General features: G+C 69.7%; 25 protein-coding genes. 16 read left to right on the top strand and 9 right to left on the bottom strand.

The window, feature by feature from the left end; genetic code table 11:
* Nucleotides 1-5: 5 nt before the first annotated feature.
* The 6 genes from tpiA to GA0115234_RS05305 all read left to right on the top strand — a co-directional run bounded on the left by tpiA (nt 6) and on the right by GA0115234_RS05305 (nt 5,511).
* Nucleotides 6-782: a triose-phosphate isomerase gene (gene tpiA / locus GA0115234_RS05280; RefSeq protein ID WP_093539668.1), complete on the top strand. Its 777-nt coding sequence runs from the start codon at nt 6-8 to the stop codon at nt 780-782.
* A gap of 115 nt (nt 783-897) precedes the next feature.
* Nucleotides 898-1,134 carry a preprotein translocase subunit SecG gene (gene secG / locus GA0115234_RS05285; RefSeq protein WP_093539669.1) on the top strand — a complete coding sequence of 79 codons (237 nt, stop codon included), beginning with the start codon at nt 898-900 and terminating at the stop codon, nt 1,132-1,134.
* Between the two features lie 109 nt (nt 1,135-1,243).
* Nucleotides 1,244-1,579 carry an RNA polymerase-binding protein RbpA gene (locus GA0115234_RS05290; protein ID WP_072483070.1) on the top strand — a complete coding sequence of 112 codons (336 nt, stop codon included), beginning with the start codon at nt 1,244-1,246 and terminating at the stop codon, nt 1,577-1,579.
* Nucleotides 1,580-1,767: 188 nt separating this feature from the next.
* Nucleotides 1,768-3,420 (top strand): glucose-6-phosphate isomerase, encoded by a 1,653-nt coding sequence (pgi, locus tag GA0115234_RS05295; protein ID WP_093539670.1) that lies wholly within the window; start codon nt 1,768-1,770, stop codon nt 3,418-3,420.
* 4 nt (nt 3,421-3,424) lie between these two features.
* Nucleotides 3,425-3,928: a PH domain-containing protein gene (locus tag GA0115234_RS05300; RefSeq protein ID WP_093539671.1), complete on the top strand. Its 504-nt coding sequence runs from the start codon at nt 3,425-3,427 to the stop codon at nt 3,926-3,928.
* On the top strand, nt 3,925-5,511 hold the full coding sequence (locus GA0115234_RS05305; protein ID WP_093539672.1) for a PH domain-containing protein: 1,587 nt from the start codon (nt 3,925-3,927) through the stop codon (nt 5,509-5,511). Before GA0115234_RS05300 ends, GA0115234_RS05305 begins: the two co-directional genes overlap by 4 nt.
* Before the next feature lie 6 nt (nt 5,512-5,517).
* Here GA0115234_RS05305 and GA0115234_RS05310 read toward each other — a convergent pair whose 3' ends face one another.
* The 6 genes from GA0115234_RS05310 to tkt form a co-directional block, all read right to left on the bottom strand.
* Nucleotides 5,518-5,877 (bottom strand): VOC family protein, encoded by a 360-nt coding sequence (locus GA0115234_RS05310; RefSeq protein ID WP_093539673.1) that lies wholly within the window; start codon nt 5,875-5,877, stop codon nt 5,518-5,520.
* Between the two features lie 78 nt (nt 5,878-5,955).
* Nucleotides 5,956-6,738 carry a 6-phosphogluconolactonase gene (gene pgl, locus GA0115234_RS05315; RefSeq protein WP_093539674.1) on the bottom strand — a complete coding sequence of 261 codons (783 nt, stop codon included), beginning with the start codon at nt 6,736-6,738 and terminating at the stop codon, nt 5,956-5,958.
* Nucleotides 6,735-7,748: a glucose-6-phosphate dehydrogenase assembly protein OpcA gene (gene opcA, locus GA0115234_RS05320; RefSeq protein WP_093539675.1), complete on the bottom strand. Its 1,014-nt coding sequence runs from the start codon at nt 7,746-7,748 to the stop codon at nt 6,735-6,737. The genes pgl and opcA overlap by 4 nt, the downstream gene beginning before the upstream one ends.
* Complete coding sequence (zwf, locus tag GA0115234_RS05325) at nt 7,745-9,277, bottom strand: glucose-6-phosphate dehydrogenase (RefSeq protein WP_093539676.1); 1,533 nt, start codon at nt 9,275-9,277, stop codon at nt 7,745-7,747. Before zwf ends, opcA begins: the two co-directional genes overlap by 4 nt.
* Nucleotides 9,278-9,282: 5 nt before the next feature.
* Nucleotides 9,283-10,401 carry a transaldolase gene (gene tal / locus GA0115234_RS05330; RefSeq protein WP_093539677.1) on the bottom strand — a complete coding sequence of 373 codons (1,119 nt, stop codon included), beginning with the start codon at nt 10,399-10,401 and terminating at the stop codon, nt 9,283-9,285.
* Between the two features lie 34 nt (nt 10,402-10,435).
* The gene (tkt, locus tag GA0115234_RS05335; protein WP_093539678.1) at nt 10,436-12,523 is read right to left on the bottom strand and encodes a transketolase; all 2,088 of its coding nucleotides are present in this window, start codon (nt 12,521-12,523) and stop codon (nt 10,436-10,438) included.
* A gap of 395 nt (nt 12,524-12,918) precedes the next feature.
* On the opposite strand from tkt, the gene GA0115234_RS05340 reads away from it, so the two are divergent.
* Nucleotides 12,919-13,872, top strand: a complete 954-nt coding sequence (locus GA0115234_RS05340) for a heme o synthase (RefSeq protein WP_161275573.1) — start codon at nt 12,919-12,921, stop codon at nt 13,870-13,872.
* 96 nt (nt 13,873-13,968) lie between these two features.
* Entirely contained in the window at nt 13,969-14,325 is a 357-nt protein-coding gene (locus tag GA0115234_RS05345) for a hypothetical protein (protein WP_093539679.1), read from the top strand.
* A gap of 89 nt (nt 14,326-14,414) precedes the next feature.
* Here GA0115234_RS05345 and GA0115234_RS05350 read toward each other — a convergent pair whose 3' ends face one another.
* The 3 genes from GA0115234_RS05350 to GA0115234_RS05360 all read right to left on the bottom strand — a co-directional run bounded on the left by GA0115234_RS05350 (nt 14,415) and on the right by GA0115234_RS05360 (nt 17,228).
* Complete coding sequence (locus tag GA0115234_RS05350; RefSeq protein ID WP_093539680.1) at nt 14,415-15,428, bottom strand: COX15/CtaA family protein; 1,014 nt, start codon at nt 15,426-15,428, stop codon at nt 14,415-14,417.
* A 109-nt stretch (nt 15,429-15,537) separates the two neighbouring features.
* On the bottom strand, nt 15,538-16,305 hold the full coding sequence (locus GA0115234_RS05355; RefSeq protein WP_093539681.1) for an ABC transporter permease: 768 nt from the start codon (nt 16,303-16,305) through the stop codon (nt 15,538-15,540).
* Nucleotides 16,302-17,228: an ABC transporter ATP-binding protein gene (locus tag GA0115234_RS05360; protein ID WP_093539682.1), complete on the bottom strand. Its 927-nt coding sequence runs from the start codon at nt 17,226-17,228 to the stop codon at nt 16,302-16,304. Before GA0115234_RS05360 ends, GA0115234_RS05355 begins: the two co-directional genes overlap by 4 nt.
* Nucleotides 17,229-17,364: 136 nt before the next feature.
* Between GA0115234_RS05360 and GA0115234_RS05365 the strand changes: the two genes are divergently transcribed.
* The 8 genes from GA0115234_RS05365 to GA0115234_RS05400 are packed head-to-tail and all read left to right on the top strand — an operon-like array spanning nt 17,365 to nt 23,923.
* Nucleotides 17,365-18,105, top strand: coding sequence for a helix-turn-helix transcriptional regulator (locus GA0115234_RS05365; RefSeq protein ID WP_093539683.1), 741 nt, complete (start codon nt 17,365-17,367; stop codon nt 18,103-18,105).
* Nucleotides 18,102-19,523: a Fe-S cluster assembly protein SufB gene (gene sufB, locus GA0115234_RS05370; protein ID WP_093539684.1), complete on the top strand. Its 1,422-nt coding sequence runs from the start codon at nt 18,102-18,104 to the stop codon at nt 19,521-19,523. Before GA0115234_RS05365 ends, sufB begins: the two co-directional genes overlap by 4 nt.
* Before the next feature lie 59 nt (nt 19,524-19,582).
* Nucleotides 19,583-20,764 carry a Fe-S cluster assembly protein SufD gene (gene sufD, locus GA0115234_RS05375; protein ID WP_093539685.1) on the top strand — a complete coding sequence of 394 codons (1,182 nt, stop codon included), beginning with the start codon at nt 19,583-19,585 and terminating at the stop codon, nt 20,762-20,764.
* A complete protein-coding gene (locus GA0115234_RS05380) occupies nt 20,764-21,081 on the top strand; it encodes a bifunctional 3-phenylpropionate/cinnamic acid dioxygenase ferredoxin subunit (protein WP_093539686.1) in 318 nt (105 codons plus the stop codon). Before sufD ends, GA0115234_RS05380 begins: the two co-directional genes overlap by 1 nt.
* 7 nt (nt 21,082-21,088) lie before the next feature.
* On the top strand, nt 21,089-21,853 hold the full coding sequence (gene sufC / locus GA0115234_RS05385) for a Fe-S cluster assembly ATPase SufC (protein ID WP_093539687.1): 765 nt from the start codon (nt 21,089-21,091) through the stop codon (nt 21,851-21,853).
* Nucleotides 21,850-23,106 (top strand): cysteine desulfurase, encoded by a 1,257-nt coding sequence (locus tag GA0115234_RS05390; RefSeq protein WP_093539688.1) that lies wholly within the window; start codon nt 21,850-21,852, stop codon nt 23,104-23,106. The genes sufC and GA0115234_RS05390 overlap by 4 nt, the downstream gene beginning before the upstream one ends.
* Nucleotides 23,107-23,132: 26 nt before the next feature.
* Nucleotides 23,133-23,588, top strand: a complete 456-nt coding sequence (gene sufU, locus GA0115234_RS05395; RefSeq protein WP_093539689.1) for a Fe-S cluster assembly sulfur transfer protein SufU — start codon at nt 23,133-23,135, stop codon at nt 23,586-23,588.
* Entirely contained in the window at nt 23,585-23,923 is a 339-nt protein-coding gene (locus GA0115234_RS05400) for a metal-sulfur cluster assembly factor (RefSeq protein WP_093539690.1), read from the top strand. Before sufU ends, GA0115234_RS05400 begins: the two co-directional genes overlap by 4 nt.
* The last annotated feature ends 167 nt before the right edge of the window (nt 23,924-24,090 follow it).

A 24,090-nucleotide genomic window follows, 5' to 3' on the forward strand; every position in this document is an offset into this window, starting at 1 on the left:
CTTTCATGACCACTCGTACCCCGCTGATGGCGGGCAACTGGAAGATGAACCTCAACCACCTCGAGGCCATCGCCCACACCCAGAAGCTCGGCTTCGCGCTGACCGAGAAGGACTACGACGCCGTCGAGGTCGCCGTCCTGCCGCCCTTCACCGACCTGCGTTCCGTGCAGACCCTGGTCGAGGGCGACAAGCTGAAGATCAAGTACGGCGCCCAGGACATCTCGGCGCACGACTCCGGCGCCTACACCGGTGAGATCTCCGGCCCGATGCTCGCCAAGCTGCGGTGCACCTATGTCGCGGTCGGCCACAGCGAGCGCCGTCAGTACCACGGCGAGACCGACGAGATCTGCAACGCCAAGGTGAAGGCCGCGTACAAGCACGGCCTGACCCCGATCCTCTGCATCGGTGAGGGCCTGGACGTCCGCAAGGCCGGTGACCAGGTCTCCTACACCCTCGCGCAGCTCGACGGCGGTCTGAAGGACGTCCCGGCCGAGCAGGCCGAGTCCATCGTGATCGCGTACGAGCCGGTCTGGGCCATCGGTACCGGTGAGGTCGCCACCCCCGAGGACGCCCAGGAGGTCTGCGGTGCGATCCGCCGCCGGCTGGCCGAGCTGTACTCGCAGGAGCTGGCCGACGCCGTCCGGATCCAGTACGGCGGCTCGGTGAAGTCCGGCAACGTCGCCGCGATCATGGCGCAGCCGGACGTGGACGGTGCGCTGGTCGGCGGTGCCGCACTGGACGCCGACGAGTTCGTCAAGATCGTCCGCTTCCGCGACCAGTGAGTATGCGGTAGCGCGGATCCGTCGTACCCTTGCGGGGGCCGTGGAGGGTGTAGCCTCCCGGCCCCCGTTGTTCGTACATGCAGTCCAGAGGAATTCCGGAAAGTAGGGACCAGCCGTGATTTTGGCGTTCGAGATCGCCCTGATCGTCTTCAGCCTGCTGCTGATGCTGCTGGTGCTGATGCACAAGGGAAAGGGCGGCGGCCTCTCCGACATGTTCGGCGGCGGCATGCAGTCCTCGGTCGGCGGCTCCTCGGTCGCCGAGCGGAACCTCGACCGGATCACCGTGGTCGTCGGCCTGGCGTGGTTCGCGTGCATTGTTGTGCTTGGTCTGCTGATCAAGCTGGACAACTGACCCGTCGTACGCGATTCCCGGTGACGGTGTAACTCCTTTCACTGGACGCGCGTTGGGCCTTACGTAGACTGGGGCATCTTCGAGCACCATCACGCAGGGAGTTACGACCGTGGCAAGTGGCAACGCGATCCGGGGAAGCCGGGTCGGAGCGGGGCCGATGGGGGAGGCCGAGCGCGGCGAGTCCGCGCCTCGCCTCCGCATCTCCTTCTGGTGCTCGAACGGGCACGAGACGCAGCCGAGCTTCGCCAGTGACGCGCAGGTACCGGAGACTTGGGACTGCCCGCGCTGCGGCTTCCCGGCCGGCCAGGACCGGGACAGCCCCCCGGACCCGCCGCGCACCGAGCCGTACAAGACACACCTCGCGTACGTACGGGAACGGCGCAGCGACGCGGACGGCGAGGCGATCCTCGCCGAGGCCCTGGCGAAACTCCGGGGCGAAATCTAGAAGTTCACCGGCCGGGCACCCACAGGGTGTCCGGCCGGGCCGCTTCCGGGCCTGTCCGGCCCAGATCCGCCGGACGGGCCTTTGCCGTGCCGCGGGTCTGCATTTGTCTCGTCGGCCCTTCTGATCAATTAGGTTGGAGGTGCAGCGGGGCATCTGCAGGCACGAGAAGAATTGGGCTGATATCCGGGATGAATACACGAAGCCGCACCAGGCTCAACCAGACGCCCGAGTGGACCGCTCTGGGCAAGCACCGTGAGCAGCTGGGAACGACACATCTGCGAGAGCTCTTCGCGGACGATCCGCAGCGCGGTACCGGATTCACCCTCCGGGTCGGCGATCTTCATGTCGATTACTCCAAGCACCTGGTCACCGACGAGACGCTGCGGCTGCTGCGCGAGCTCGCCGCCGCCACCGGGGTGGCCGAGCTGCGGGACGCGATGTTCCGCGGCGAGAAGATCAACACCACCGAGGACCGCGCCGTCCTGCACACCGCGCTGCGTGCCCCGCGCGACGCCGTGATCGAGGTCGACGGAGAGAACGTGGTGCCGGGTGTGCACGCCGTGCTGGACAAGATGGCGGCGTTCTCCGACCGGGTCAGGTCGGGGGAGTGGACCGGTCACACCGGCAGGCGCATCAAGAACGTCGTCAACATCGGCATCGGCGGTTCCGACCTCGGCCCCGCCATGGCGTACGAGGTGCTGCGTTCCTTCACGGACCGCGAGCTGACCGTCCGCTTCGTGTCGAACGTCGACGGCGCCGACCTCCACGAGGCGGTACGTGATCTCGACCCGGCCGAGACGCTCTTCGTCATCGCGTCGAAGACCTTCACCACGATCGAGACCATCACCAACGCCACCTCCGCCCGCAACTGGCTGCTGACCGGCCTGAACGCCGGTCAGGACGCGGTCGCCAAGCACTTCGTGGCGCTGTCCACGAATGCCGGGAAGGTCGCCGAGTTCGGCATCGACACCGCCAACATGTTCGAGTTCTGGGACTGGGTCGGCGGTCGCTACTCGTACGACTCCGCCATCGGCCTCTCGCTGATGATCGCCATCGGCCCGGACCGGTTCCGCGAGATGCTCGACGGCTTCCACCTGGTCGACGAGCACTTCCGCACCGCCCCCGCCGAGGAGAACGTCCCGCTGCTGCTGGGCCTGTTGGGCGTCTGGTACGGCGCGTTCTTCGACGCCCAGTCGCACGCCGTGCTGCCGTACAGCCACTATCTGTCCAAGTTCACCGCGTACTTGCAGCAGCTGGACATGGAGTCCAACGGCAAGTCCGTGGACCGGGACGGAAATCCGGTCGACTGGCAGACCGGACCGGTCGTCTGGGGCACCCCCGGCACCAACGGTCAGCACGCCTACTATCAGCTGATCCACCAGGGCACCAAGGTCATCCCGGCCGACTTCATCGGCTTCGCCGAGCCGGTCGCCGACCTGCTGCCCGGCCTGGTCGCCCAGCACGATCTGCTGATGGCCAACTTCTTCGCCCAGACCCAGGCGCTGGCCTTCGGCAAGACGCCGGACGAGGTCCGTGCCGAGGGCGTCGCCGAGGAGCTGGTGCCGCACAAGACCTTCAAGGGCAACCACCCGACCACGACGATCCTCGCCGACCGGCTGACCCCGTCCGTCCTCGGCCAGCTGATCGCGCTGTACGAGCACAAGGTCTTCGTCCAGGGCGCCGTCTGGAACATCGACTCCTTCGACCAGTGGGGCGTCGAGCTCGGCAAGGTCCTCGCCAAGAAGATCGAGCCGGTGCTCACCGGAGGCGAGGGGGGCGAGCAGCTGGACAGCTCGACCGCCGCGCTCGTCGAGGCGTACCGCGCCCGCCGGGGGCGCTGAGCCGATGACCACGGGGGAGGGGACGGTGCGGCTGCGGCCGCCGAACAACACGCTGGATCCGAGGGCCGTGGGGTGGTGGCGGGCCCAGTGGCTGCTGCTGACCGCCGCCCCCGTGGTCGTCCTGGCCCTGCTGGGCGCGCTCATCGCACCCGCCAGGTTCTGGCTGCTGCTGCCCGCCGCGGTCCTCGCGGTCCTCGGCACCGGCTGCGCCGTCCTCCTCCCCGCCTGGTGGTTCCGCACCCACCGCTGGGAGGTCACCGACGAAGCGGTGTATGTCAGGACCGGGGTCTTCCGGCAGGAGTGGCGGATCGCCCCGATGTCCCGGATCCAGACCGTGGACACCGTGCGCGGACCGCTCGAACAGCTCTACCGGCTCGCCACGGTCACCGTGACCACCGCGTCGGCCAAGGGCGCGGTGCGGATCGAGGGCCTCGACCACGAGACGGCGGCCGGCCTGGCCGAGCGGCTGACCCGGATCACCCAGGACACCCCCGGGGACGCCACATGAGCTCCGAGGCGGCGCTCTCCCCCTCCCCGGAAGCCGGGGACGACCGGGACCGGAGCCACGCCCAGGGCCCCGGCGCGGCCGCCCCGGCCGACTGGCGGCGGCTGGACCGGCGCACGGTCCTCGCCAGCGCGCTCGTCACCGGCGGGGTGGTGGCCGGAGCGGCCGTGCCCACCACGCTCGGCCTGTCCGGGCGCCTCGGCTTCGGGGCCGCCGTCGCCTGGGTCCTCACCGGCTCCCTCCTGCTGATCGGTTCCGCGGCGGGCGGCGACTACGTACGGTGGCGCCGCACCCGCTACCGCATCGGCGCCGAGCGGGTCGAGCTCCACACCGGGCTGTTCCTGGTCAAGAAGCGCTCGCTGGCCCGGGAGCGCATCCGCAGCGTCGACCTCACCGCCCATCTGCTGCAACGGATCCTCGGCCTGGTCACCGTCCGCATCGGCACCGGCGAGCACTCCGGCAACGACTCCACCCTGGAACTCGACCCGGTCACCCGGCCCGAGGGCGAACGGCTCCGCCGCGCACTGCTGGAACGCGCGGCCGCCGGCTCCCCGGGCACCCATCGCGAGGGCGAGCTCGCCGCCCTCGACCCGCGCTGGATCCGCTACGCACCGGTCTCGTTCGTCGCCCCCGCGCTCGGCTGCGCGGCGGGCGGCGCGGTGCTCCAGGTCAGCGACTGGTTCGGGGCGCAGGGGCAGGTGATCGAGTGGATCGGCGAGCGCTTCCGGGACACCTCGCTGCTCACCATGATCGTGCTCCTCGCCCTCGCCGCGGTGGTCGCCGGGGTCGTCGGCGCGCTCGGTCTGTGGGTCGAGATGTGGTGGAACTACCGGCTGGAGCGCGAGCCCGGCGGCACCCTGCGCATCCGGCGCGGACTGCTCACCTCCCGGTCCGTCTCCATCGAGGAGAGGCGGCTGCGCGGGGTCGACCTCGTCGAACCGCTCGGCATCCGGACCTTCGGCGCGGCCCGGGTCGACGCGATCACCACCGGACTCGTCAAGGACGACGAGGAGCAGCACGGCGACCACAACACCCTGCTGCCCGCCGTGCCCAGGCGGGTCGCCGACGCGGTGGCCGCGGACGTCCTGCGCGAGACCACGTCCCCGACCGGAGCCCCGCTGACCGCACACCCCCTCGCGGCCCGCGGCCGCAGGCTGCGCCGGGCATGCTGGGCCGTCGGGGCCCCGGTCTCCGTCCTGGCCCTGCTGGGCGCGCTGCTGACCCCGGTCCTGCTCTGGACCGCGCTCGGCTGTGCCGTCGTGGGGCTGCCGGTCGGCGTCCTCCTGGCCCGGGACGCCTACCGCGGCCTCGGGCACGCCGTCAGCGGCGACTACCTGGTGGTGAGGGCGGGTACGGTCCGGCGCTCGACCGCCGCGCTGGAGCGGGCCGGGGTCATCGGCTGGACCGTCCGGCAGACGTACTTCCAGCGGCGGTCCGGGGTGCTGAGCGTCACCGCGACGACGGCCGCCGGAGCGGGCGCGTACACGGCGCACGACACCGGTGTGAGCCAGGGGCTCGGCTTCGCCGCCGAGGCCGTGCCCGGCCTGCTGGAGCCCTTCCTGGAGCGCGTCCCGCCCTTGGGCTGACCCGGGTCAGCCGCGCGTGGTGTCGATCACGCAGAAGCGATTGCCCTCGGGGTCCGCCAGTACGACGAAGTCCGGGTCGTCCGGGTACAGATCCCAGTCGACCCGCACCGCGCCGAGCGCGATCAGCCGGTCCACCTCGGCGTCCTGCTTCCCGGTGTACAGATCGAGGTGGACCCGGGGGACCTCCTGCACCGGCGCGTCGCTGCGCCCCAGGGCCAGCCCGACGCCGGATCCCTCGGCCGGGACCAGCACCACCCAGTCGTCCTCCGCCGGCTCGCGCTCGACGAGGCCGAGCGCCGCCTTCCAGAACTGCGCCGCCCGCCGTACGTCCGACGCACCCATCACCACGGTTCCGATACGCACCATGGGCCGAGTCTTCCACGCGGCAGGCCCGGCCGCTCCGAGGAGCGAACCGGGCCTGTGCGTCGGCGTACTGACGGTCGATCAGGGCGAGGCGGGCGGATACAGCGCACGCGGCAGCCGGGAGGCCGCCGCCGCGTCCAGCAGCCACAGGGTGCGGCTGCGTCCGTACGCACCGGCCGCCGGGGCCTGGATCTCCCCGGCACCCGAGAGCGCGATCTCCGCGGCCTCCGCCTTGTCCTCGCCCGCGGCGAGCAGCCACACCTCGCGCGCAGCCCGGATCGCGGGCAGCGTGAGCGAGACGCGGGTGGGCGGCGGCTTGGGGGCACCGTGCACACCGACGACGGTGCGCTCGGTCTCCCGTACCGCGGGCAGCTCCGGGAAGAGCGACGCGACATGCGTGTCCGGGCCGACGCCCAGCATCAGCACATCGAACGTCGGCACCGGGCCGTGGTCCTCGGGACCGGCCGCGGCGGCCAGCTCCTCGGCGTACGCGGCCGCCGCCGCGTCGGCGTCGTTGCCGTACGGGCCGTCCGAGGCGGGCATCGCGTGCACCCGGGACGGGTCCAGCTCCACCGAGTCCAGCAGGGCCTCACGGGCCTGCGTGACATTGCGCTCTGGATCGCCCTCCGGGAGGAACCGCTCGTCACCCCACCACAGATCGAGCCGCGACCAGTCGATCGCGTCCCGGGCGGGGGCGGCGGCGAGCGCGGCCAGCAGGCCGTTGCCGTTGCGCCCGCCGGTGAGGACCACCGAGGCGTAGCCGCGTGCGGCCTGGGCGTCCACGATCCTCGTGATCAGCCGGGCCGCGGCGGCCTGCGCCATCAGCTCCTTGTCGCGGTGCACGACGAGCTGAGGAGCACTCACTTCGACGCCGCCTTCTTGGCCGCGGTCTTCTTCGCCGCGGCCGGGGCGGCAGCAGCAGCGGGCTCGGCCGGCGTCGGTGCCGCCTGTCCGGCGAGCTTCGCCACGCCGAACTTCACCGTCGCCGCATAGGTGTTGTCCGGGTCCAGACGGCGCAGCTCCTCGGCGAGCAGCTCGGCGGTCTCCCGCCGCTTGAGCGCCACCGCGCGGTCCGGCTGGCCCTGCATCGAGAGCGTGGCCAGCGAACCGTCGGGACGGTCCAGGACGATGACGCCGTTCTTGGTCTCCATCCGCACGGCCGTCAGACCGGGGCCGGCGGAGACGGTGCGCTCGACCGGCACCTTGAGCCGGTCCGCGAGCCACATGGCGAGCAGCTCGCAGCTCGGGTTCTCCGACTCGCCCTCGACCGTCGCCGAGACGACCTGGGCGGACTGCTGGTCGAGCGAGGCCGCCAGCATCGAGCGCCACGGCGTGATGCGGGTCCAGGCCAGATCGGTGTCGCCCGGGGTGTACGAGTCGGCGCGGACCGCCAGCTCCTCGCCCGGGTGCTCCGCCGAGTACGCGTCCGTGATCCGGCGCTGAGCGAGCGCGCCCAGCGGGTCCTTCGCCGGGTCGGCGGGTGCGTCCTCGGGCCACCAGACCACGACCGGGGCGTCCGGCAGCAGCAGCGGCAGGACCACCGACTGGGCGTGGTTGACCAGCTCGCCGTGGAGGCGCAGCACGACCGTCTCGCCGGTGCCCGCGTCGGAACCGACCCGCACCTCGGCGTCGAGCCGGGCGTCCCGGCGGCTGCGCGGCGAGCGGCTGACCCGCTTGATCACCGCGATGATCCGCGAGGGGTGCTCGCGCGAGGCGTCACCGGCCGACTTGAGCGCGTCGTACGCGTTCTCCTCGTCGGTGACGATGACCAGGGTGAGCACCATGCCGATGGCCGGGGTGCCGATGGCTCGGCGGGCCGAGACCAGCGCCTGGTTGATCTTGCTGGAAGTGGTCTCCGTGAGATCGATCTTCATGGCCGGCGCCAGCTCCGTCCGTCTCGTGCGAGCATCTCGTCGGCCTCGGCCGGGCCCCAGGTGCCCGCCGGGTACTGCGCGGGCTTGCCGTGCTTGTCCCAGTACTCCTCGATCGGGTCGAGGATGTTCCAGGACAGCTCGACCTCCTGGTGCCGGGGGAAGAGGTTGGCGTCGCCGAGCAGCACATCGAGGATGAGCCGCTCGTAGGCCTCCGGGCTGGACTCCGTGAAGGACTCGCCGTACGCGAAGTCCATCGTGACGTCCCGGACCTCCATGGAGGTGCCGGGCACCTTGGAGCCGAACCGCACGGTCACGCCCTCGTCCGGCTGGACCCGGATGACCAGGGCGTTGCTGCCCAGCTCCTCGGTGGCGCCGGACTCGAAGGGCAGGTACGGGGCCCGCTTGAAGACGACCGCGATCTCCGTGACCCGGCGGCCGAGCCGCTTTCCGGTACGGAGGTAGAACGGCACGCCCGCCCAGCGGCGGTTGTTGATCGTCAGCTTGATCGCGGCGTAGGTGTCGGTCTTCGACTTGGGGTCGATGCCGTCCTCTTCGAGGTACCCGGGGACCTCCTCGCCGCCCTGCCACGCGTGCGCGTACTGGGCGCGCACGGTGTGCTTGCCCAGGTCCTCCGGCAGCTCCACCGCCGTGAGCACCTTGAGCTTCTCGGCGACCAGGGCCTTCGGGTGGAAGGAGCCGGGCTCCTCCATCGCGGTCAGCGCCAGCAGCTGGAGCAGGTGGTTCTGGATGACGTCACGGGCGGCGCCGATGCCGTCGTAGTAGCCGGCCCGGCCGCCGATGCCGATGTCCTCGGCCATCGTGATCTGGACGTGGTCGACGTACGACCTGTTCCAGATCGGCTCGAACATCGTGTTGGCGAAGCGCAGCGCCAGGATGTTCTGGACGGTCTCCTTGCCCAGGTAGTGGTCGATCCGGAAGACCTCGTTGGGCGGGAACACGTCGTGCACGATCTGGTTGAGCTCCTGAGCGCTCTTCAGATCGTGGCCGAAGGGCTTCTCGATGACGGCACGCCGCCAGGAACCCTCCTTCTGGTCGGCGAGCCCGTGCTTCTTGAGCTGCTGGACGACCTTGGGGAAGAACTTCGGCGGCACGGACAGGTAGAAGGCGAAGTTGCCGCCCGTGCCCTGTGCCTTGTCCAGCTCCTGGATCGTGGTCTTCAGCTGCTCGAAGGCCTCGTCGTCGTCGAAGTTGCCCTGGACGAAGCGCATCCCCTGGATGAGCTGCTGCCAGACCTCCTCGCGGAACGGCGTACGGGCGTGCTGCTTGACGGCGTCGTGGACCTCCTGTGCGAAGTCCTCGTCCTGCCATTCGCGGCGTGCGAAACCGATGAGGGAGAACCCCGGCGGCAGCAGGCCTCGGTTGGCCAGGTCGTAGACAGCGGGCATCAGCTTTTTGCGGGACAAATCGCCCGTGACCCCGAAGATCACCAGACCCGACGGCCCCGCGATGCGCGGGAGCCGTCGGTCCTGGGGGTCACGAAGCGGGTTGGCTCCGGGAACACCAGACAAGGTGGTCAGCCCTCCGAAGGGGCGAGGCGCTTGAGCTCCGCCTCGGTCGAGTTGAGCAGGTCGATCCAGGCCGCCTCGAACTTCTCGACGCCCTCGTCCTCAAGAAGCTGGACGACGTCGTCGTAGGAGATCCCGAGCTTCGCCACGGCGTCGAGCTCGGCGCGGGCCTGCTCGTAGGTGCCTGCGATGGTGTTGCCGGTGACCTCGCCGTGGTCCGCCGTGGCGTCCAGGGTGGCCTCGGGCATGGTGTTCACCGTGCCGGGGGCGACCAGGTCGACGACGTACAGGGTGTCCTTGTACGCGGGGTCCTTGACGCCGGTCGAGGCCCACAGCGGACGCTGCTTGTTGGCGTGGGCCCGGTCGAGGGCGGCCCAGCGGTCCGAGGAGAAGACCTCCTCGTACGCCTGGTAGGCGAGCCGGGCGTTGGCGAGTGCCGCCTTGCCCTTGAGCGCCTTGGCCTCGTCGGTGCCGACGGTGTCGAGGCGCTTGTCGATCTCGGTGTCCACCCGGGACACGAAGAACGAGGCCACCGAGTGGATCAGGGAGAGGTCCAGGCCCGCGGCCTTCGCCTTCTCCAGGCCCGCCAGGTAGGCGTCCATGACCTCGCGGTAGCGCTCCAGCGAGAAGATCAGCGTGACGTTGACGCTGATGCCCTTGCCGATGACCTCGGTGATCGCCGGGAGACCGGCCTTCGTCGCCGGGATCTTGATGAGCGTGTTGGGCCGGTCCACCAGCCAGGCCAGCTGCTTGGCCTCGGCGACGGTGGCGTCGGTGCGGTGGGCCAGACGCGGGTCGACCTCGATGGAGACCCGGCCGTCCTGGCCGTCCGTGGCGTCGAAGACCGGACGCAGGATGTCCGCGGCGTCCCGTACGTCGGCCGTCGTGATCATGCGGATGGCCTCGTCGACGGTGACCTTGCGGGTGGCGAGGTCGGTGAGCTGCTGCTCGTAACCGTCGCCGTGCGAGATCGCCTTCTGGAAGATCGACGGGTTGGTGGTGACGCCCACGACGTGCTGCTGGTCGATCAGCTCGGCGAGGTTGCCCGAGGTGATCCGCTTGCGCGACAGGTCATCGAGCCAGATCGCCACGCCCTCGTCGGAGAGGCGCTTGAGTGCGTCTGTCATGAGAATTGCATCTCCTACTAGTCGTATAACGGCGTCAGCGCGTGGCTGCCGCGAGAGATTCCCGCGCGGCGGCGGCGACGTGCTCGCCGGTGAAGCCGAACTCGCGGAAGAGGACCTTGGCGTCGGCCGAGGCACCGAAGTGCTCCAGCGACACGATCCGGCCGGCGTCACCGACGTAGCGGTACCAGGTCAGGCCGATGCCGGCCTCGACGGCGACGCGCGCCTTCACGGACGGCGGCAGCACGCTGTCCTTGTACGCCTGGTCCTGCTCCTCGAACCACTCGACCGACGGCATCGAGACCACCCGGGTCGGAATGCCGGCCGCCTGGAGCTCCTCGCGCGCCTCGACGGCGAGGTGGACCTCGGAGCCGGTACCGATCAGCAGGACCTGCGGCTTGCCGCCCTCGGCCTCGAAGAGCACGTATCCGCCCTTCGCCGCGTCCTCGTTCGCCTCGTACGTCGGCACGCCCTGGCGGGTCAGCGCCAGACCGTGCGGGGCGCCCTTGCCGAACACCTTGGTGTAGCGGCGCAGGATCTCGCGCCAGGCGATGGAGGTCTCGTTGGCGTCGGCCGGGCGGACGATGTTCAGGCCCGGGATGGCGCGCAGCGAGGCCAGGTGCTCCACCGGCTGGTGGGTCGGGCCGTCCTCGCCGAGACCGATCGAGTCGTGCGTCCACACGTACGTCACCGGCAGGTGCATCAGCGCGGACAGGCGCACCGCGTTGCGCATGTAGTCGGAGAACACCAGGAAGGTGCCGCCGTAGATGCGGGTGTTGCCGTGCAGCGCGATGCCGTTCATGGCCGCGGCCATGGCGTGCTCGCGGATGCCGAAGTGGATCGTGCGGCCGTACGGGTCCGCGCCCGGCAGCGGGTTGCCCGCCGGGAGGAACGACGACGTCTTGTCGATCGTGGTGTTGTTCGAGCCCGCGAGGTCGGCGGAGCCGCCCCACAGCTCGGGGATGATCTCGCCGAGCGCCTGGAGCACCTTGCCGGAGGCGGCACGGGTGGCGACACCCTTGCCCGGCTCGAAGACCGGGAGCTTGTCCTCCCAGCCCGCGGGCAGCTCGCCGGCGGAGATCCGGTCGAACTCGGCGGCGCGCTCCGGGTTGGCGGTGCGCCACGCGGCGAAGGACTTCTCCCACTCGCCCTTGGCCTCGCGGCCGCGGTCCAGCGCCTCACGGGTGTGGGCGATGACCTCGTCGGCCACCTCGAAGGTCTTCTCCGGGTCGAAGCCCAGGACCCGCTTCGTGGCGGCGACCTCTTCGTCACCGAGCGCCGAGCCGTGCGAGGCCTCGGTGTTCTGGGCGTGCGGCGCGGGCCAGGCGATGATCGAGCGGGCCGCGATGAACGACGGGCGCCCGGTCTCGGCCTTGGCGGCCTGGAGCGCGCGGTACAGACCCGCCGGGTCCAGATCGCCGTTGGGCAGCTGCTCGACGCGCTGGACGTGCCAGCCGTACGCCTCGTACCGCTTCAGGGTGTCCTCGGAGACCGCGGTCTCCGTGTCGCCCTCGATGGAGATGTGGTTGTCGTCCCAGAGCAGGACCAGGTTGCCCAGCTTCTGGTGGCCGGCCAGCGAGGACGCCTCCGCGGAGATGCCCTCCTGGAGGCAGCCGTCACCGGCGATGGCCCACACCATGTGGTCGAAGGGGGAGGTGCCGGGGGCCGCCTCCGGGTCGAACAGGCCGCGCTCGTAGCGGGCGGCCATCGCCATGCCCACGGCGTTGGCGACACCCTGGCCCAGCGGGCCGGTGGTCGTCTCGACGCCGGTGGTGTGGCCGTACTCCGGGTGACCGGGGGTCTTCGAGCCCCAGGTACGGAAGGCCTTGAGGTCGTCGAGCTCCAGGCCGTACCCGGCCAGGTAGAGCTGGATGTAGAGGGTCAGGCTGGTGTGACCCGCAGAGAGTACGAACCGGTCGCGGCCGGCCCAGTCCGCGTCGGCGGGGTCGTGGCGCATCACCTTCTGGAAGAGGGTGTACGCGGCGGGAGCGAGGCTCATGGCCGTACCAGGGTGGCCGTTTCCGACCTTCTGTACGGCGTCCGCCGCGAGGACACGGACGGTGTCCACGGCCCGCTGGTCCAATTCGGTCCACTGGAGGTCTGTGGTGGTCGGCTTGGTGCTCACCCTGAGTCAGGGCTCCTCTCCACTGTTGTAAACCGGTGACTGTGACCGCACCGGGCGTTGTCGAGCCTACCCCCGCCGGAACAAGCATTTTCCGCTGCTTTCCAGGGTGCAGGCGGCCTGCGGAGTTCGCCTCCCGTATGAGCGCGACGGCTCACTTCTGCGCCACTCCGATGAGCGCTTCTCCTTACTTATGCGCCACTCCGATGAGCGGGCCCCGGCATTCATGCGTCGCTCCGCCGGACGGGACCCCCAGCTCAGGGGTCCGCTCCCGTGCCGCTTCAACACGACCCACCCCCGCGAAGATCGGCCTGTCCCCAACGTCTACAGTGGTCTGGTTCGCGCAAGTCTTTACTGGGCCTTCACGCCCGGAGCTTGCTGGGATTTCTCTGTCAGGGGTGTGCGTGACGGCCGTCGAGTCCCGACCCGCAGGGGTCGCCTTGACTCCCAGCCCAGGGGGCCATCGCCCGTTCGGGGCCCGTGTCAAGGCTTTCGTGGCGCTGACCAAGCCGCGGATCATCGAGCTGTTGCTGATCACCACTGTTCCGGTGATGTTCCTCGCCGCTCAGGGCGTGCCCGACCTGTGGCTCGTTGTCGTTACCACTATCGGCGGATATCTCTCCGCCGGCGGTGCCAACGCGCTGAACATGTACATCGACCGTGACATCGACGCGTTGATGGACCGTACGTCGCAGCGCCCGCTGGTCACCGGCATGGTCAGCCCGCGCGAGTGCCTGGCCTTCGGCTTCGCCCTCGCGGCGATCTCGACGGTCTGGTTCGGGCTGCTGGTGAACTGGCTGTCGGCGGCGCTGTCGCTCGGCGCACTGCTGTTCTACGTCGTGGTGTACACGATGCTGCTCAAGCGCCGGACCTCGCAGAACATCGTCTGGGGCGGCATCGCGGGCTGCATGCCGGTCCTCATCGGCTGGTCGGCCGTGACGAACTCGATGTCCTGGGCCGCGGTGATCCTCTTCGCCGTCATCTTCTTCTGGACGCCGCCGCACTACTGGCCGCTCTCCATGAAGGTGAAGGAGGACTACGCCCGGGTCGGCGTCCCGATGCTTCCGGTCATCGCGTCCAACCGGGTGGTGGCCCGCCAGATCGTCGTCTACAGCTGGGTGATGGTGGCCGTCTCGCTGCTGCTGACCCCGCTGGGCTACACCGGCTGGTTCTACACGGTGGTGGCGCTGGCGACCGGCGGGTTCTGGCTCTGGGAGGCGCACGGCCTCCAGAACCGGGCCAAGGCCGGCGTGACCGGGGGCAAGCTCAAGGAAATGCGGCTGTTCCACTGGTCCATCACCTATGTCTCGCTGCTCTTCGTCGCCGTGGCGGTCGACCCCTTCCTGAGGTAGTCCGCTCCTCGATCCCTGCCGACGGGCGGGGTGCGTGGCCCAGGCCACGCACCCCGCCCGTCGCGCGTCGGGCTACTCGTCGGTAGCATCCTGGACATGGCTGAGACGGCAGAGACCCAGGTGGAGAGCGGCAAGCAGGCGGCCCGCGCGGAGCGCAGGGCGGCGAAGCTCGCCAAGGAGATCGGCGCCTTCTCCAAGGCGCACGGCGGCGCGGAGGGACAGCTCGCCTACCTCGGGCAGACGGGCGCCCGCATCGTGCTCGTGGGCGAGGACGGCGGCTGGGGCGATCTGGTCGCCCCCTCCTACGCGATCGCCGAGAGCGCCACGCGGAAGGCCGGGATCACGATGCACGACTCCTTCGACGGGGAGTTCGCCGCGAAGGTCCGCACCGGCCCGTACGAGTGGACGCGGATGGCCGGCATCCAGATCGGCGGCCCCGCCGACGAGGCCTGACCGCGGAGTTCCCCCGTACGCCGATCGCCGGACGGTTCCGGGAAGGAACCGTCCGGCGATCGGCGTACGGAGGGGGAGGCCGCCCGGGGTCAGCCCGCCGCCGCGGGCTCCGGCTGCCCGGCCGCGGGGCCGGGCACCGGGGTCAGGGCCACGGGGCGCTCGCGCAGCGACAGGAGCACCCGCACGACCGCGATCCACACCATGCACGAGCCCAGCATGTGCAGACCGACCAGGATCTCCGGCGTGTCGGTGAAGTACTGCACGTACCCGATCACGCCCTGCGCCATCAGCACCAGGAAGAGGTCGCGGGCGCGGCGCAGCGGGCCGGCCGGCGCGTCGACGGCCTTCAGTACGAACCAGAGCGCGACGGTCAGCGCCACCACGACCCAGGCCAGATCGGCGTGCAGCTGCGCGATCATCTTCCAGTCGATCGGAATGCGGTGCACATCGCTGGAGTCGCCCGCGTGCCGTCCGGCGCCCGTGACCACCGTGCCGACCGCGATCAGCAGCCCCGCGGCGACCGTCAGCAGCCAGGTCAGCTGGGACACCGCCTTGCCGACCAGCGGCCGGGGCGCCTCGTCGCCCTCGCGGGTCCGCTGCCAGGTCACCATCGCGACGGTGAGCAGCGCCGTGGAGAGCAGGAAGTGCGCGGCGACGGTGTACGGGTTGAGGCCGACCAGCACCACGATGCCGCCGAGCACGGCGTTGCCCATGACCACCCAGAACTGCACCCAGCCGAGCCTGGTCAGGCTGCGGCGCCAGGGCTTGGCGGACCGGGCGGCGATGATCGCCCATCCGACGGCCGCGCACAGGACGTACGTCAGCATCCGGTTGCCGAACTCTATGACGCCGTGGAAGCCCATCTCGCTCGTCGCGGTGAGGCTCTCGTCGGTGCACTTGGGCCAGGTCGGGCAGCCGAGGCCGGAACCGGTCAGGCGGACCGCGCCGCCGGTCACGACGATGAGCACGGCCATGACGACGGCCGACAGGGCCGCACGGCGGACCGTACGGGGCGAAGGGGTCCATCGCTCGGCGATGTACAGGAGCGGGTTCCGCACGGCTTGAGCGACTTCGGCTCGGGTCAGCTTGGGCACGCGCACCATCGTAGGCGGCGGCTTGTGCAAGCTTTCACGAGGGGGACGAGTTACCCCGAATCGTCGACGGAGCGCGTCCGGGGCTTCGCCGCCCGCAGTCGCGCCCCGGCGCGTGTTCTCACTCCCAGCGGAAGAATCGCGCCGCCGCGCCCAGCCCGAGCACCGCCCACACCGCCAGGATGCCGAGGTCGCCCCAGGGCATCGACGCCCCGTGCTGGAGCACCTCGCGCAGACCGTCCGACAGGGCCGCGATCGGCAGCAGCCCGAGTACCGACTGCACCGCGTCCGGGAACTTGTCCAGCGGCACGATGACCCCGCCGCCGACCAGCAGCAGCAGGAAGACCAGGTTGGCCGCGGCGAGCGTCGCCTCCGCCTTCAGCGTCCCGGCCATCAGCAGCCCGAGCCCGGAGAAGGCCGCCGTGCCGAGCACCAGCAGCAGCAGGACGGCGAAGGGGTTGCCCTGGGGCGACCAGCCCAGCGCGAACGCGATCACCGTGAGCAGCACCACCTGGAGCACCTCGGTGACCAGCACGGCGAGGGTCTTGGCGGTCATCAGCGCCCAGCGTGGCAGCGGCGAGGCCCCGAGCCGTTTGAGTACCCCGTACCGCCGCTCGAAGCCGGTGGCGATGGCCTGGCCCGTGAAGGCCGTGGACATCACGGCCAGCGCGAGGATGCCGGGCGTCAGGAAGTCGACGGACTCGCCCGCGCCGGTGTCCACGATGTCGACCGCGCTGAACAGCACCAGCAGCAGCGTCGGGATGATCACGGTCAACAGCAGCTGCTCGCCGTTGCGCAGCAGCATCCGCGTCTCCAGGGCGGTCTGCGCGGTGATCATGCGGCCCAGCGGGGCACCGCCCGGCCGCGGGGTGTACGTACCGGCGCTCATGCGCGCAGCTCCTTGCCGGTCAGTTCCAGGAAGACGTCCTCCAGCGTGTGCCGCTCCACGGAGATGCCGGACGGCATGACTCCGTGCTGGGCACACCAGGAGGTGACGGTGGCCAGCAGCTCCGGGTTGACGTCGCCGCCGATGCGGTACGCGCCCGGGAGGATCTCGGCCGCTTCGGTGCCGTCGGGCAGCGCCTTCAGCAGCGAACCGATGTCGAGACCGGGGCGGCCGGTGAAGCGCAGGGTGTTCTCCGCGCCGCCGCGGCAGAGCGCCTCGGGGCTGCCCTGGGCGATGACCTTGCCCGCGTCGATGACGGCGACGTCGTCGGCGAGTTCCTCGGCCTCGTCCATGAAGTGGGTGGTGAGGACGGTCGACACGCCGTCGGCACGCAGCTCGCGCACCAGGTCCCAGGTGGAGCGGCGGGCCTGCGGGTCGAGACCGGCGGTCGGCTCGTCCAGGAAGACCAGCTCGGGACGGCCGACGACGGCCATGGCCAGGGCGAGACGCTGCTGCTGGCCGCCGGAGAGCCGCCGGTAGGACGTGCGGCCGCAGCTGCCGAGGCCGAGCCGCTCGATCAGGGCGTCGACGTCGAGCGGGTGGGCGTGGAGCTTCGCCATGTGGCGGAGCATCTCGTCGGCGCGCGCGCCGGAGTAGACACCGCCCGACTGGAGCATCACGCCGATCCGGGGCCGGAGCTTCGCGGCGTCGGCGACCGGGTCGAGGCCGAGGACCCGGACCGTCCCGGCGTCGGGGCGGCGGTAGCCCTCGCAGATCTCGACGGTGGTGGTCTTGCCGGCGCCGTTGGGACCGAGGACGGCGGTGACGGCACCGGTGCGTACACACAGGTCGAGGCCGTCCACAGCGGTCTTGCGGCCGTACCGCTTCACCAGGCCGCGGACCTCTACGGCCGACTCGCTCTTCATGGCCGGTAAGTCTAGGCAGGGGCGGAATGACCCCGTCTCCCGGGGCCGAATTAGGTAACCCTAAGTGATGAATGGCACCATAGATCGTTTCGGACCGTGGTTGTCAGGGCCGGATGAATTACGCAACAATGGCGTTGTGAAATACGTTGGCGAGGCTCCGCAGGAGGAACTCGCGACCGGAGAGCGCTCGACGCGCAACCGGGTCGCGCGCTCCATCCTGGATCACGGCCCGTCCACCGTCGCCGAGCTGGCCAAGCGCCTCGGGCTCACCCAGGCCGCGGTCCGCCGCCATCTCGACGCCCTTGTCTCCGACCAGGTCGTCGAGGCCCGTGAGCAGCGGGTCTACGGGGCGCGGACGCGTGGCCGCCCGGCCAAGGTGTTCGCCCTCACCGACTGCGGCCGGGACGCTTTCGACCAGTCCTACGACAAGCTCGCGGCGGACGCCCTGCGCTGGATCGCCGAGACCTCGGGCGACGAAGCGGTCATCGCTTTCGCCCGCGCCAGGATCGCGGCCCAGTCCGAGGCGTACCGCTCGGCGGTCGAGGCCGCGGACCCCGAGGCCCGCACCGAGGCATTGGCCAAGGCCCTGTCCGCCGACGGGTACGCTGCTACGGCGCGTAGCGCGCCCGGCCCGCAGCAGGGCGAGCAGCTCTGCCAGCACCACTGCCCGGTCGCCCATGTCGCCGAGCAGTACCCGCAGCTGTGCGAGGCGGAGACGGAGTTCTTCTCCAGCCTCCTCGGGACGCATGTGCAGCGTCTGGCCACCATCGCCCACGGCGACGGTGTGTGCACGACGTACATTCCGCGCAGCGGCCACCCCGCACCACAGACCACCCATTCAGCATCTGCAAGCACGGCCGGGAGGAACCCCGCATGACGCTCCCTACGGAGACTGCCCACCCTGAGCTCGAGGGTCTGGGCACGTACGAATTCGGCTGGGCCGACTCCGACGCGGCAGGCGCCACAGCCAAGCGCGGGCTCTCCGAGGAGGTCGTCCGCGACATCTCGGCGAAGAAGAACGAGCCCGAGTGGATGCTGAAGCTGCGCCTCAAGGGCCTGCGCCTCTTCGACAAGAAGCCCATGCCGAACTGGGGCTCCGACCTGTCGGGCATCGACTTCGACAACATCAAGTACTTCGTGCGGTCCACGGAGAAGCAGGCGGAGTCCTGGGAGGACCTGCCCGAGGACATCAAGAACACCTACGACAAGCTCGGCATCCCGGAGGCGGAGAAGCAGCGCCTGGTCGCCGGTGTCGCCGCGCAGTACGAGTCCGAGGTCGTCTACCACCAGATCCGTGAGGACCTGGAGGAGCAGGGCGTCATCTTCCTCGACACCGACACCGCGCTGAAGGAGCACCCGGAGCTCTTCAAGGAGTACTTCGGCACCGTCATCCCGGTCGGCGACAACAAGTTCGCCTCGCTGAACTCGGCCGTGTGGTCCGGTGGCTCGTTCATCTACGTGCCCAAGGGTGTCCACGTCGACATCCCGCTGCAGGCCTACTTCCGTATCAACACGGAGAACATGGGCCAGTTCGAGCGGACGCTGATCATCGTCGACGAGGACGCCTACGTCCACTACGTCGAGGGCTGCACCGCCCCGATCTACTCCTCCGACTCGCTGCACTCCGCGGTCGTCGAGATCATCGTGAAGAAGGGCGGCCGCTGCCGCTACACGACGATCCAGAACTGGTCGAACAACGTCTACAACCTGGTCACCAAGCGCGCCGTGGCCTACGAGGGCGCGACCATGGAGTGGGTCGACGGGAACATCGGCTCCAAGGTCACCATGAAGTACCCGGCCGTCTACCTGATGGGCGAGCACGCCAAGGGCGAGACGCTCTCCATCGCCTTCGCGGGCGAGGGCCAGCACCAGGACGCCGGCGCCAAGATGGTCCACATGGCGCCGAACACCTCCTCCAACATCGTCTCCAAGTCGGTGGCGCGAGGCGGCGGCCGTACCTCCTACCGCGGTCTGATCGAGATCGGCGAGGGCGCGCCGGGCGCGAAGTCCAACGTGCTCTGTGACGCGCTGCTGGTCGACACGATCTCGCGCTCCGACACCTACCCCTACGTCGACGTCCGCGAGGACGACGTGTCGATGGGGCACGAGGCGACCGTCTCCAAGGTCTCCGAGGACCAGCTCTTCTACCTGATGAGCCGCGGTCTGACGGAGTTCGAGGCGATGGCGATGATCGTGCGCGGCTTCGTCGAGCCGATCGCCAAGGAGCTGCCGATGGAGTACGCCCTTGAGCTCAACCGGCTGATCGAGCTGCAGATGGAGGGTTCGGTCGGCTAGCGCAGCCTGACGACCGGATCCCCCGACCACTGACAGAGAAAGCGAGCACTACGACAGCCATGGCTGAGGCTCAGAACTTCCCGGCGGGTTCCACCACCACCGGTTCCATCGCGGTGGCCGCCGAGTCGACCGTCGCCACGCGCATGAGCGCGCCCCCGTCCTTCGACGTCGCGGACTTCCCGGTCCCGCACGGCCGTGAGGAGGAGTGGCGGTTCACCCCGCTGGAACGGCTGCGCGGGCTGCACGACGGCACGGCCACCGCCACCGGCGGCGGCGTGAAGGTCGCGATCGAGGCCCCCGAGGGCGTCACCGTCGAGACCGTCGGCCGTGACGACTCCCGGCTCGGCAAGGCCGGCATCCCGGTCGACCGCGTGGCGGCCCAGGCGTACTCCTCCTTCGAGCAGGCGTCCGTCGTCACGGTCGCCAAGGAGGCCGTGCTCACCGAGCCGATCCGCATCGCGGTGCACGGCGAGGGCGGCGTGGCCTACGGGCACCAGGTCGTCGAGCTGGGTGCCTTCGCCGAGGCCGTCGTCGTCATCGACCACACCGGCGACGCGGTGCTCGCCGCCAACGTGGACTACGTCCTCGGCGACGGAGCGAAGCTCACCGTCGTCTCCGTGCAGGACTGGGACGAGACCGCGGTCCACGTCGGCCAGCACAACGCCCTGGTCGGCCGGGACGCCTCGTTCAAGTCGATCGTCGTCACCTTCGGCGGTGACGTCGTGCGCCTCCACCCGCGGATCGCCTACGCGGGCACCGGCGGCGAGGCCGAGCTCTTCGGCCTGTACTTCACCGACCGGGGCCAGCACCAGGAGCACCGCCTCCTGGTCGACCACAACACCCCGCACTGCAAGTCCAACGTCGCGTACAAGGGCGCGCTCCAGGGCGACGGCGCGCACGCCGTGTGGATCGGTGACGTCCTCATCCAGGCCGCGGCCGAGGGCACCGACACCTACGAGATGAACCGCAACCTCGTCCTCACCGACGGCGCGCGGGTCGACTCCGTACCGAACCTGGAGATCGAGACCGGTGAGATCGTCGGCGCCGGCCACGCCTCCGCGACCGGCCGCTTCGACGACGAGCAGCTCTTCTACCTCCAGTCCCGCGGCATCCCGGCCGAGGAGGCCCGCCGGCTCGTCGTGCGCGGCTTCTTCGCCGAGCTCGTCCAGCAGATCGGTCTGCCGGACGTCGAGGCGCGGCTGCTCGACAAGATCGAGGCCGAGCTGAAGGCTTCCGTCTGATGGCCTTCGTCAAAGCCTGTGCGCTGAGTGAGCTGGAGGACGACACCCCGAAGCGGGTGGAGCTCGACGGCGTCCCGGTGTCCGTCGTCCGTACCGAGGGCGAGGTGTTCGCGATCAACGACATCTGCTCGCACGCGAACGTCTCCCTGTCCGAGGGAGAGGTCGAGGACTGCATGATCGAGTGCTGGCTGCACGGCTCCAGCTTCGATCTGCGTACCGGCAAGCCGTCCGGCCTTCCCGCGACGCGCCCCGTCCCCGTATACCCCGTCAAGATCGAAGGGGACGATGTGCTCGTCTCCGTCACCCAGGAGTCCTGAGTCACCCATGGCAACGCTTGAAATCCGCGACCTGCACGTCTCCGTCGAGGCCGACAACGCCACGAAGGAGATCCTCAAGGGCGTCGACCTGACCGTGAAGCAGGGCGAGACCCACGCCATCATGGGCCCCAACGGGTCCGGCAAGTCCACCCTCGCGTACTCGCTGGCGGGTCACCCCAAGTACACGATCACCAGCGGTTCGGTGACCCTGGACGGCGAGGACGTCCTGGAGATGACCGTCGACGAGCGGGCCCGCGCCGGCCTGTTCCTCGCGATGCAGTACCCGGTCGAGATCCCCGGTGTCTCGGTCTCCAACTTCCTCCGCACCTCCGCCACCGCCGTCCGCGGCGAGGCGCCCAAGCTGCGTACCTGGGTGAAGGAGGTCAAGGAGACGATGGCCGGCCTCCAGATGGACCCGGCGTTCGCCGAGCGCAACGTCAACGAGGGCTTCTCCGGCGGTGAGAAGAAGCGCCACGAGATCCTTCAGCTGGAGCTCCTCAAGCCGAAGGTCGCGATCCTCGACGAGACCGACTCCGGTCTGGACGTCGACGCCCTGCGCGTCGTCTCCGAGGGCGTCAACCGGGTCCGCGAGACCGGCGAGGTCGGCACCCTGCTGATCACGCACTACACGCGGATCCTCCGCTACATCAAGCCCGACTTCGTGCACGTCTTCGCCAACGGCCGCATTGCCGAGTCCGGCGGCGCCGAGCTCGCCGACAAGCTGGAGAACGAGGGCTACGAGGCATATGTGAAGGGTGGCGCTTCCGCGTGACACAGCTGCCGGGCCTCCTCGACACCGAGGCGATCCGCAAGGACTTCCCCCTGCTGGATCGTACGGTCCACGACGGGAAGAAGATCGTTTACCTGGACAGCGCGGCGACCTCGCAGAAGCCGCGCCAGGTGCTCGACGCCCTCAACGAGTACTACGAGCGGCACAACGCCAATGTGCACCGCGGTGTGTACACGATCGCGGAGGAGGCCACGGCGCTGTACGAAGGCGCCCGTGACAAGGTCGCCGCGTTCATCAACGCGCCCAGCCGCAACGAGGTGATCTTCACCAAGAACGCCTCCGAGTCGCTCAACCTCGTGGCCAACATGCTCGGCTGGGCCGATGAGCCCTACCGGGTGGACCACGACACCGAGATCGTCACCACGGAGATGGAGCACCACTCCAACATCGTGCCGTGGCAGCTGCTCTCGCAGCGCACGGGCGCGAAGCTGAAGTGGTTCGGCATCACCGACGACGGCCGCCTCGACCTGTCCAACATCGACGAGATCATCACGGAGAAGACGAAGATCGTCTCCTTCACCCTGGTCTCCAACATCATGGGCACGATCAACCCGGTCGAGAAGATCATCCGCCGGGCCCAGCAGGTCGGCGCGCTGGTCTGCATCGACGCCTCGCAGGCCGCCCCGCACATGGTGCTGGACGTGCAGGCGCTGCAGGCCGACTTCGTGGCCTTCACCGGTCACAAGATGGTCGGCCCGACCGGCATCGGCGTGCTCTGGGGACGGCAGGAGCTCCTGGAGGACCTGCCGCCGTTCCTCGGTGGCGGCGAGATGATCGAGACCGTGTCGATGCACTCGTCGACGTACGCCCCCGCGCCGCACAAGTTCGAGGCCGGTACGCCCCCGATCGCCCAGGCCGTCGGCCTCGGCGCGGCCGTGGACTACCTCTCGGCGATCGGCATGGAGAAGATCTACCGCCACGAGCACGCGATCACCGAGTACGCGGTGAAGCGGCTCCTGGAGGTCCCGGACCTCCGGATCATCGGCCCGGCGACGGCCGAGGACCGCGGCGCCACGATCTCCTTCACGCTCGGTGACATCCACCCGCACGACGTGGGCCAGGTGCTCGACGAGCAGGGCATCGCGGTCCGGGTCGGACACCACTGCGCACGGCCGGTCTGCCTGCGGTACGGAATTCCTGCGACGACGCGAGCGTCGTTCTATCTGTACTCCACGCCCGCCGAGGTCGACGCCCTGGTGGACGGACTGGAACACGTACGGAACTTTTTCGGTTAATTGGCAGAGCGGCTGAGGGTTGACTGGTGAAGCTTGATTCCATGTACCAGGAAGTGATCCTGGACCACTACAAGCACCCCCACGGGCGCGGCCTGCGGGACGGCGACGCCGAGGTGCACCACGTCAACCCGACGTGCGGCGACGAGATCACTCTCCGGGTGAAGTACGACGGCGAGACCCTCACCGATGTGTCGTACGAGGGTCAGGGCTGCTCCATCAGCCAGGCCAGCGCCTCGGTGCTGAACGACCTGCTGGTCGGCAAGGAGCTGGGCCAGGCGCAGAAGATCCAGGAGACCTTCCTGGAGCTGATGCAGTCGAAGGGCCAGCTGGAGCCGGACGACGCGATGGAGGAGGTGCTGGAGGACGCGGTCGCGTTCGCCGGTGTCTCGAAGTACCCGGCCCGGGTGAAGTGCGCGCTGCTGAGCTGGATGGCGTGGAAGGACGCGACGGCGAAAGCGCTGTCCGAAGGGAAGACGGCATGAGCGACAACGAGACTCTCACCACCAAGCCGGCCTCCGAGGAGGAGGTCCGTGAGGCCCTGTACGACGTGGTCGACCCCGAGCTGGGCATCGATGTCGTCAACCTGGGCCTGATCTACGGCATCCACATCGACGACGCCAACATCGCCACCCTCGACATGACGCTGACGTCCGCGGCCTGCCCGCTGACCGATGTCATCGAGGACCAGGCGAAGTCCGCGACCGACGGCATCGTCAACGAGCTGCGGATCAACTGGGTCTGGATGCCGCCGTGGGGCCCGGACAAGATCACGGACGACGGACGCGAGCAGCTGCGCGCCCTGGGCTTCAACGTCTGAGACGTCTGAGACGCCTGGTACGCCTGAGGTGATGGGGGCGTCCCGGACGTCCCGTCCACCGAGAACGACGAACGGCCACCGGCTCCGCGCCGGTGGCCGTTCGTCGTTGTTTCGTCTGCCGTACGCATGATGTGCGCCCGCCGTTGGTACGGGTACCGGAGCGTACC

Origin of the sequence: Streptomyces sp. DvalAA-43 (assembly GCF_900091725.1) — a bacterium.
GTDB lineage: Bacteria > Actinomycetota > Actinomycetes > Streptomycetales > Streptomycetaceae > Streptomyces > Streptomyces pulveraceus.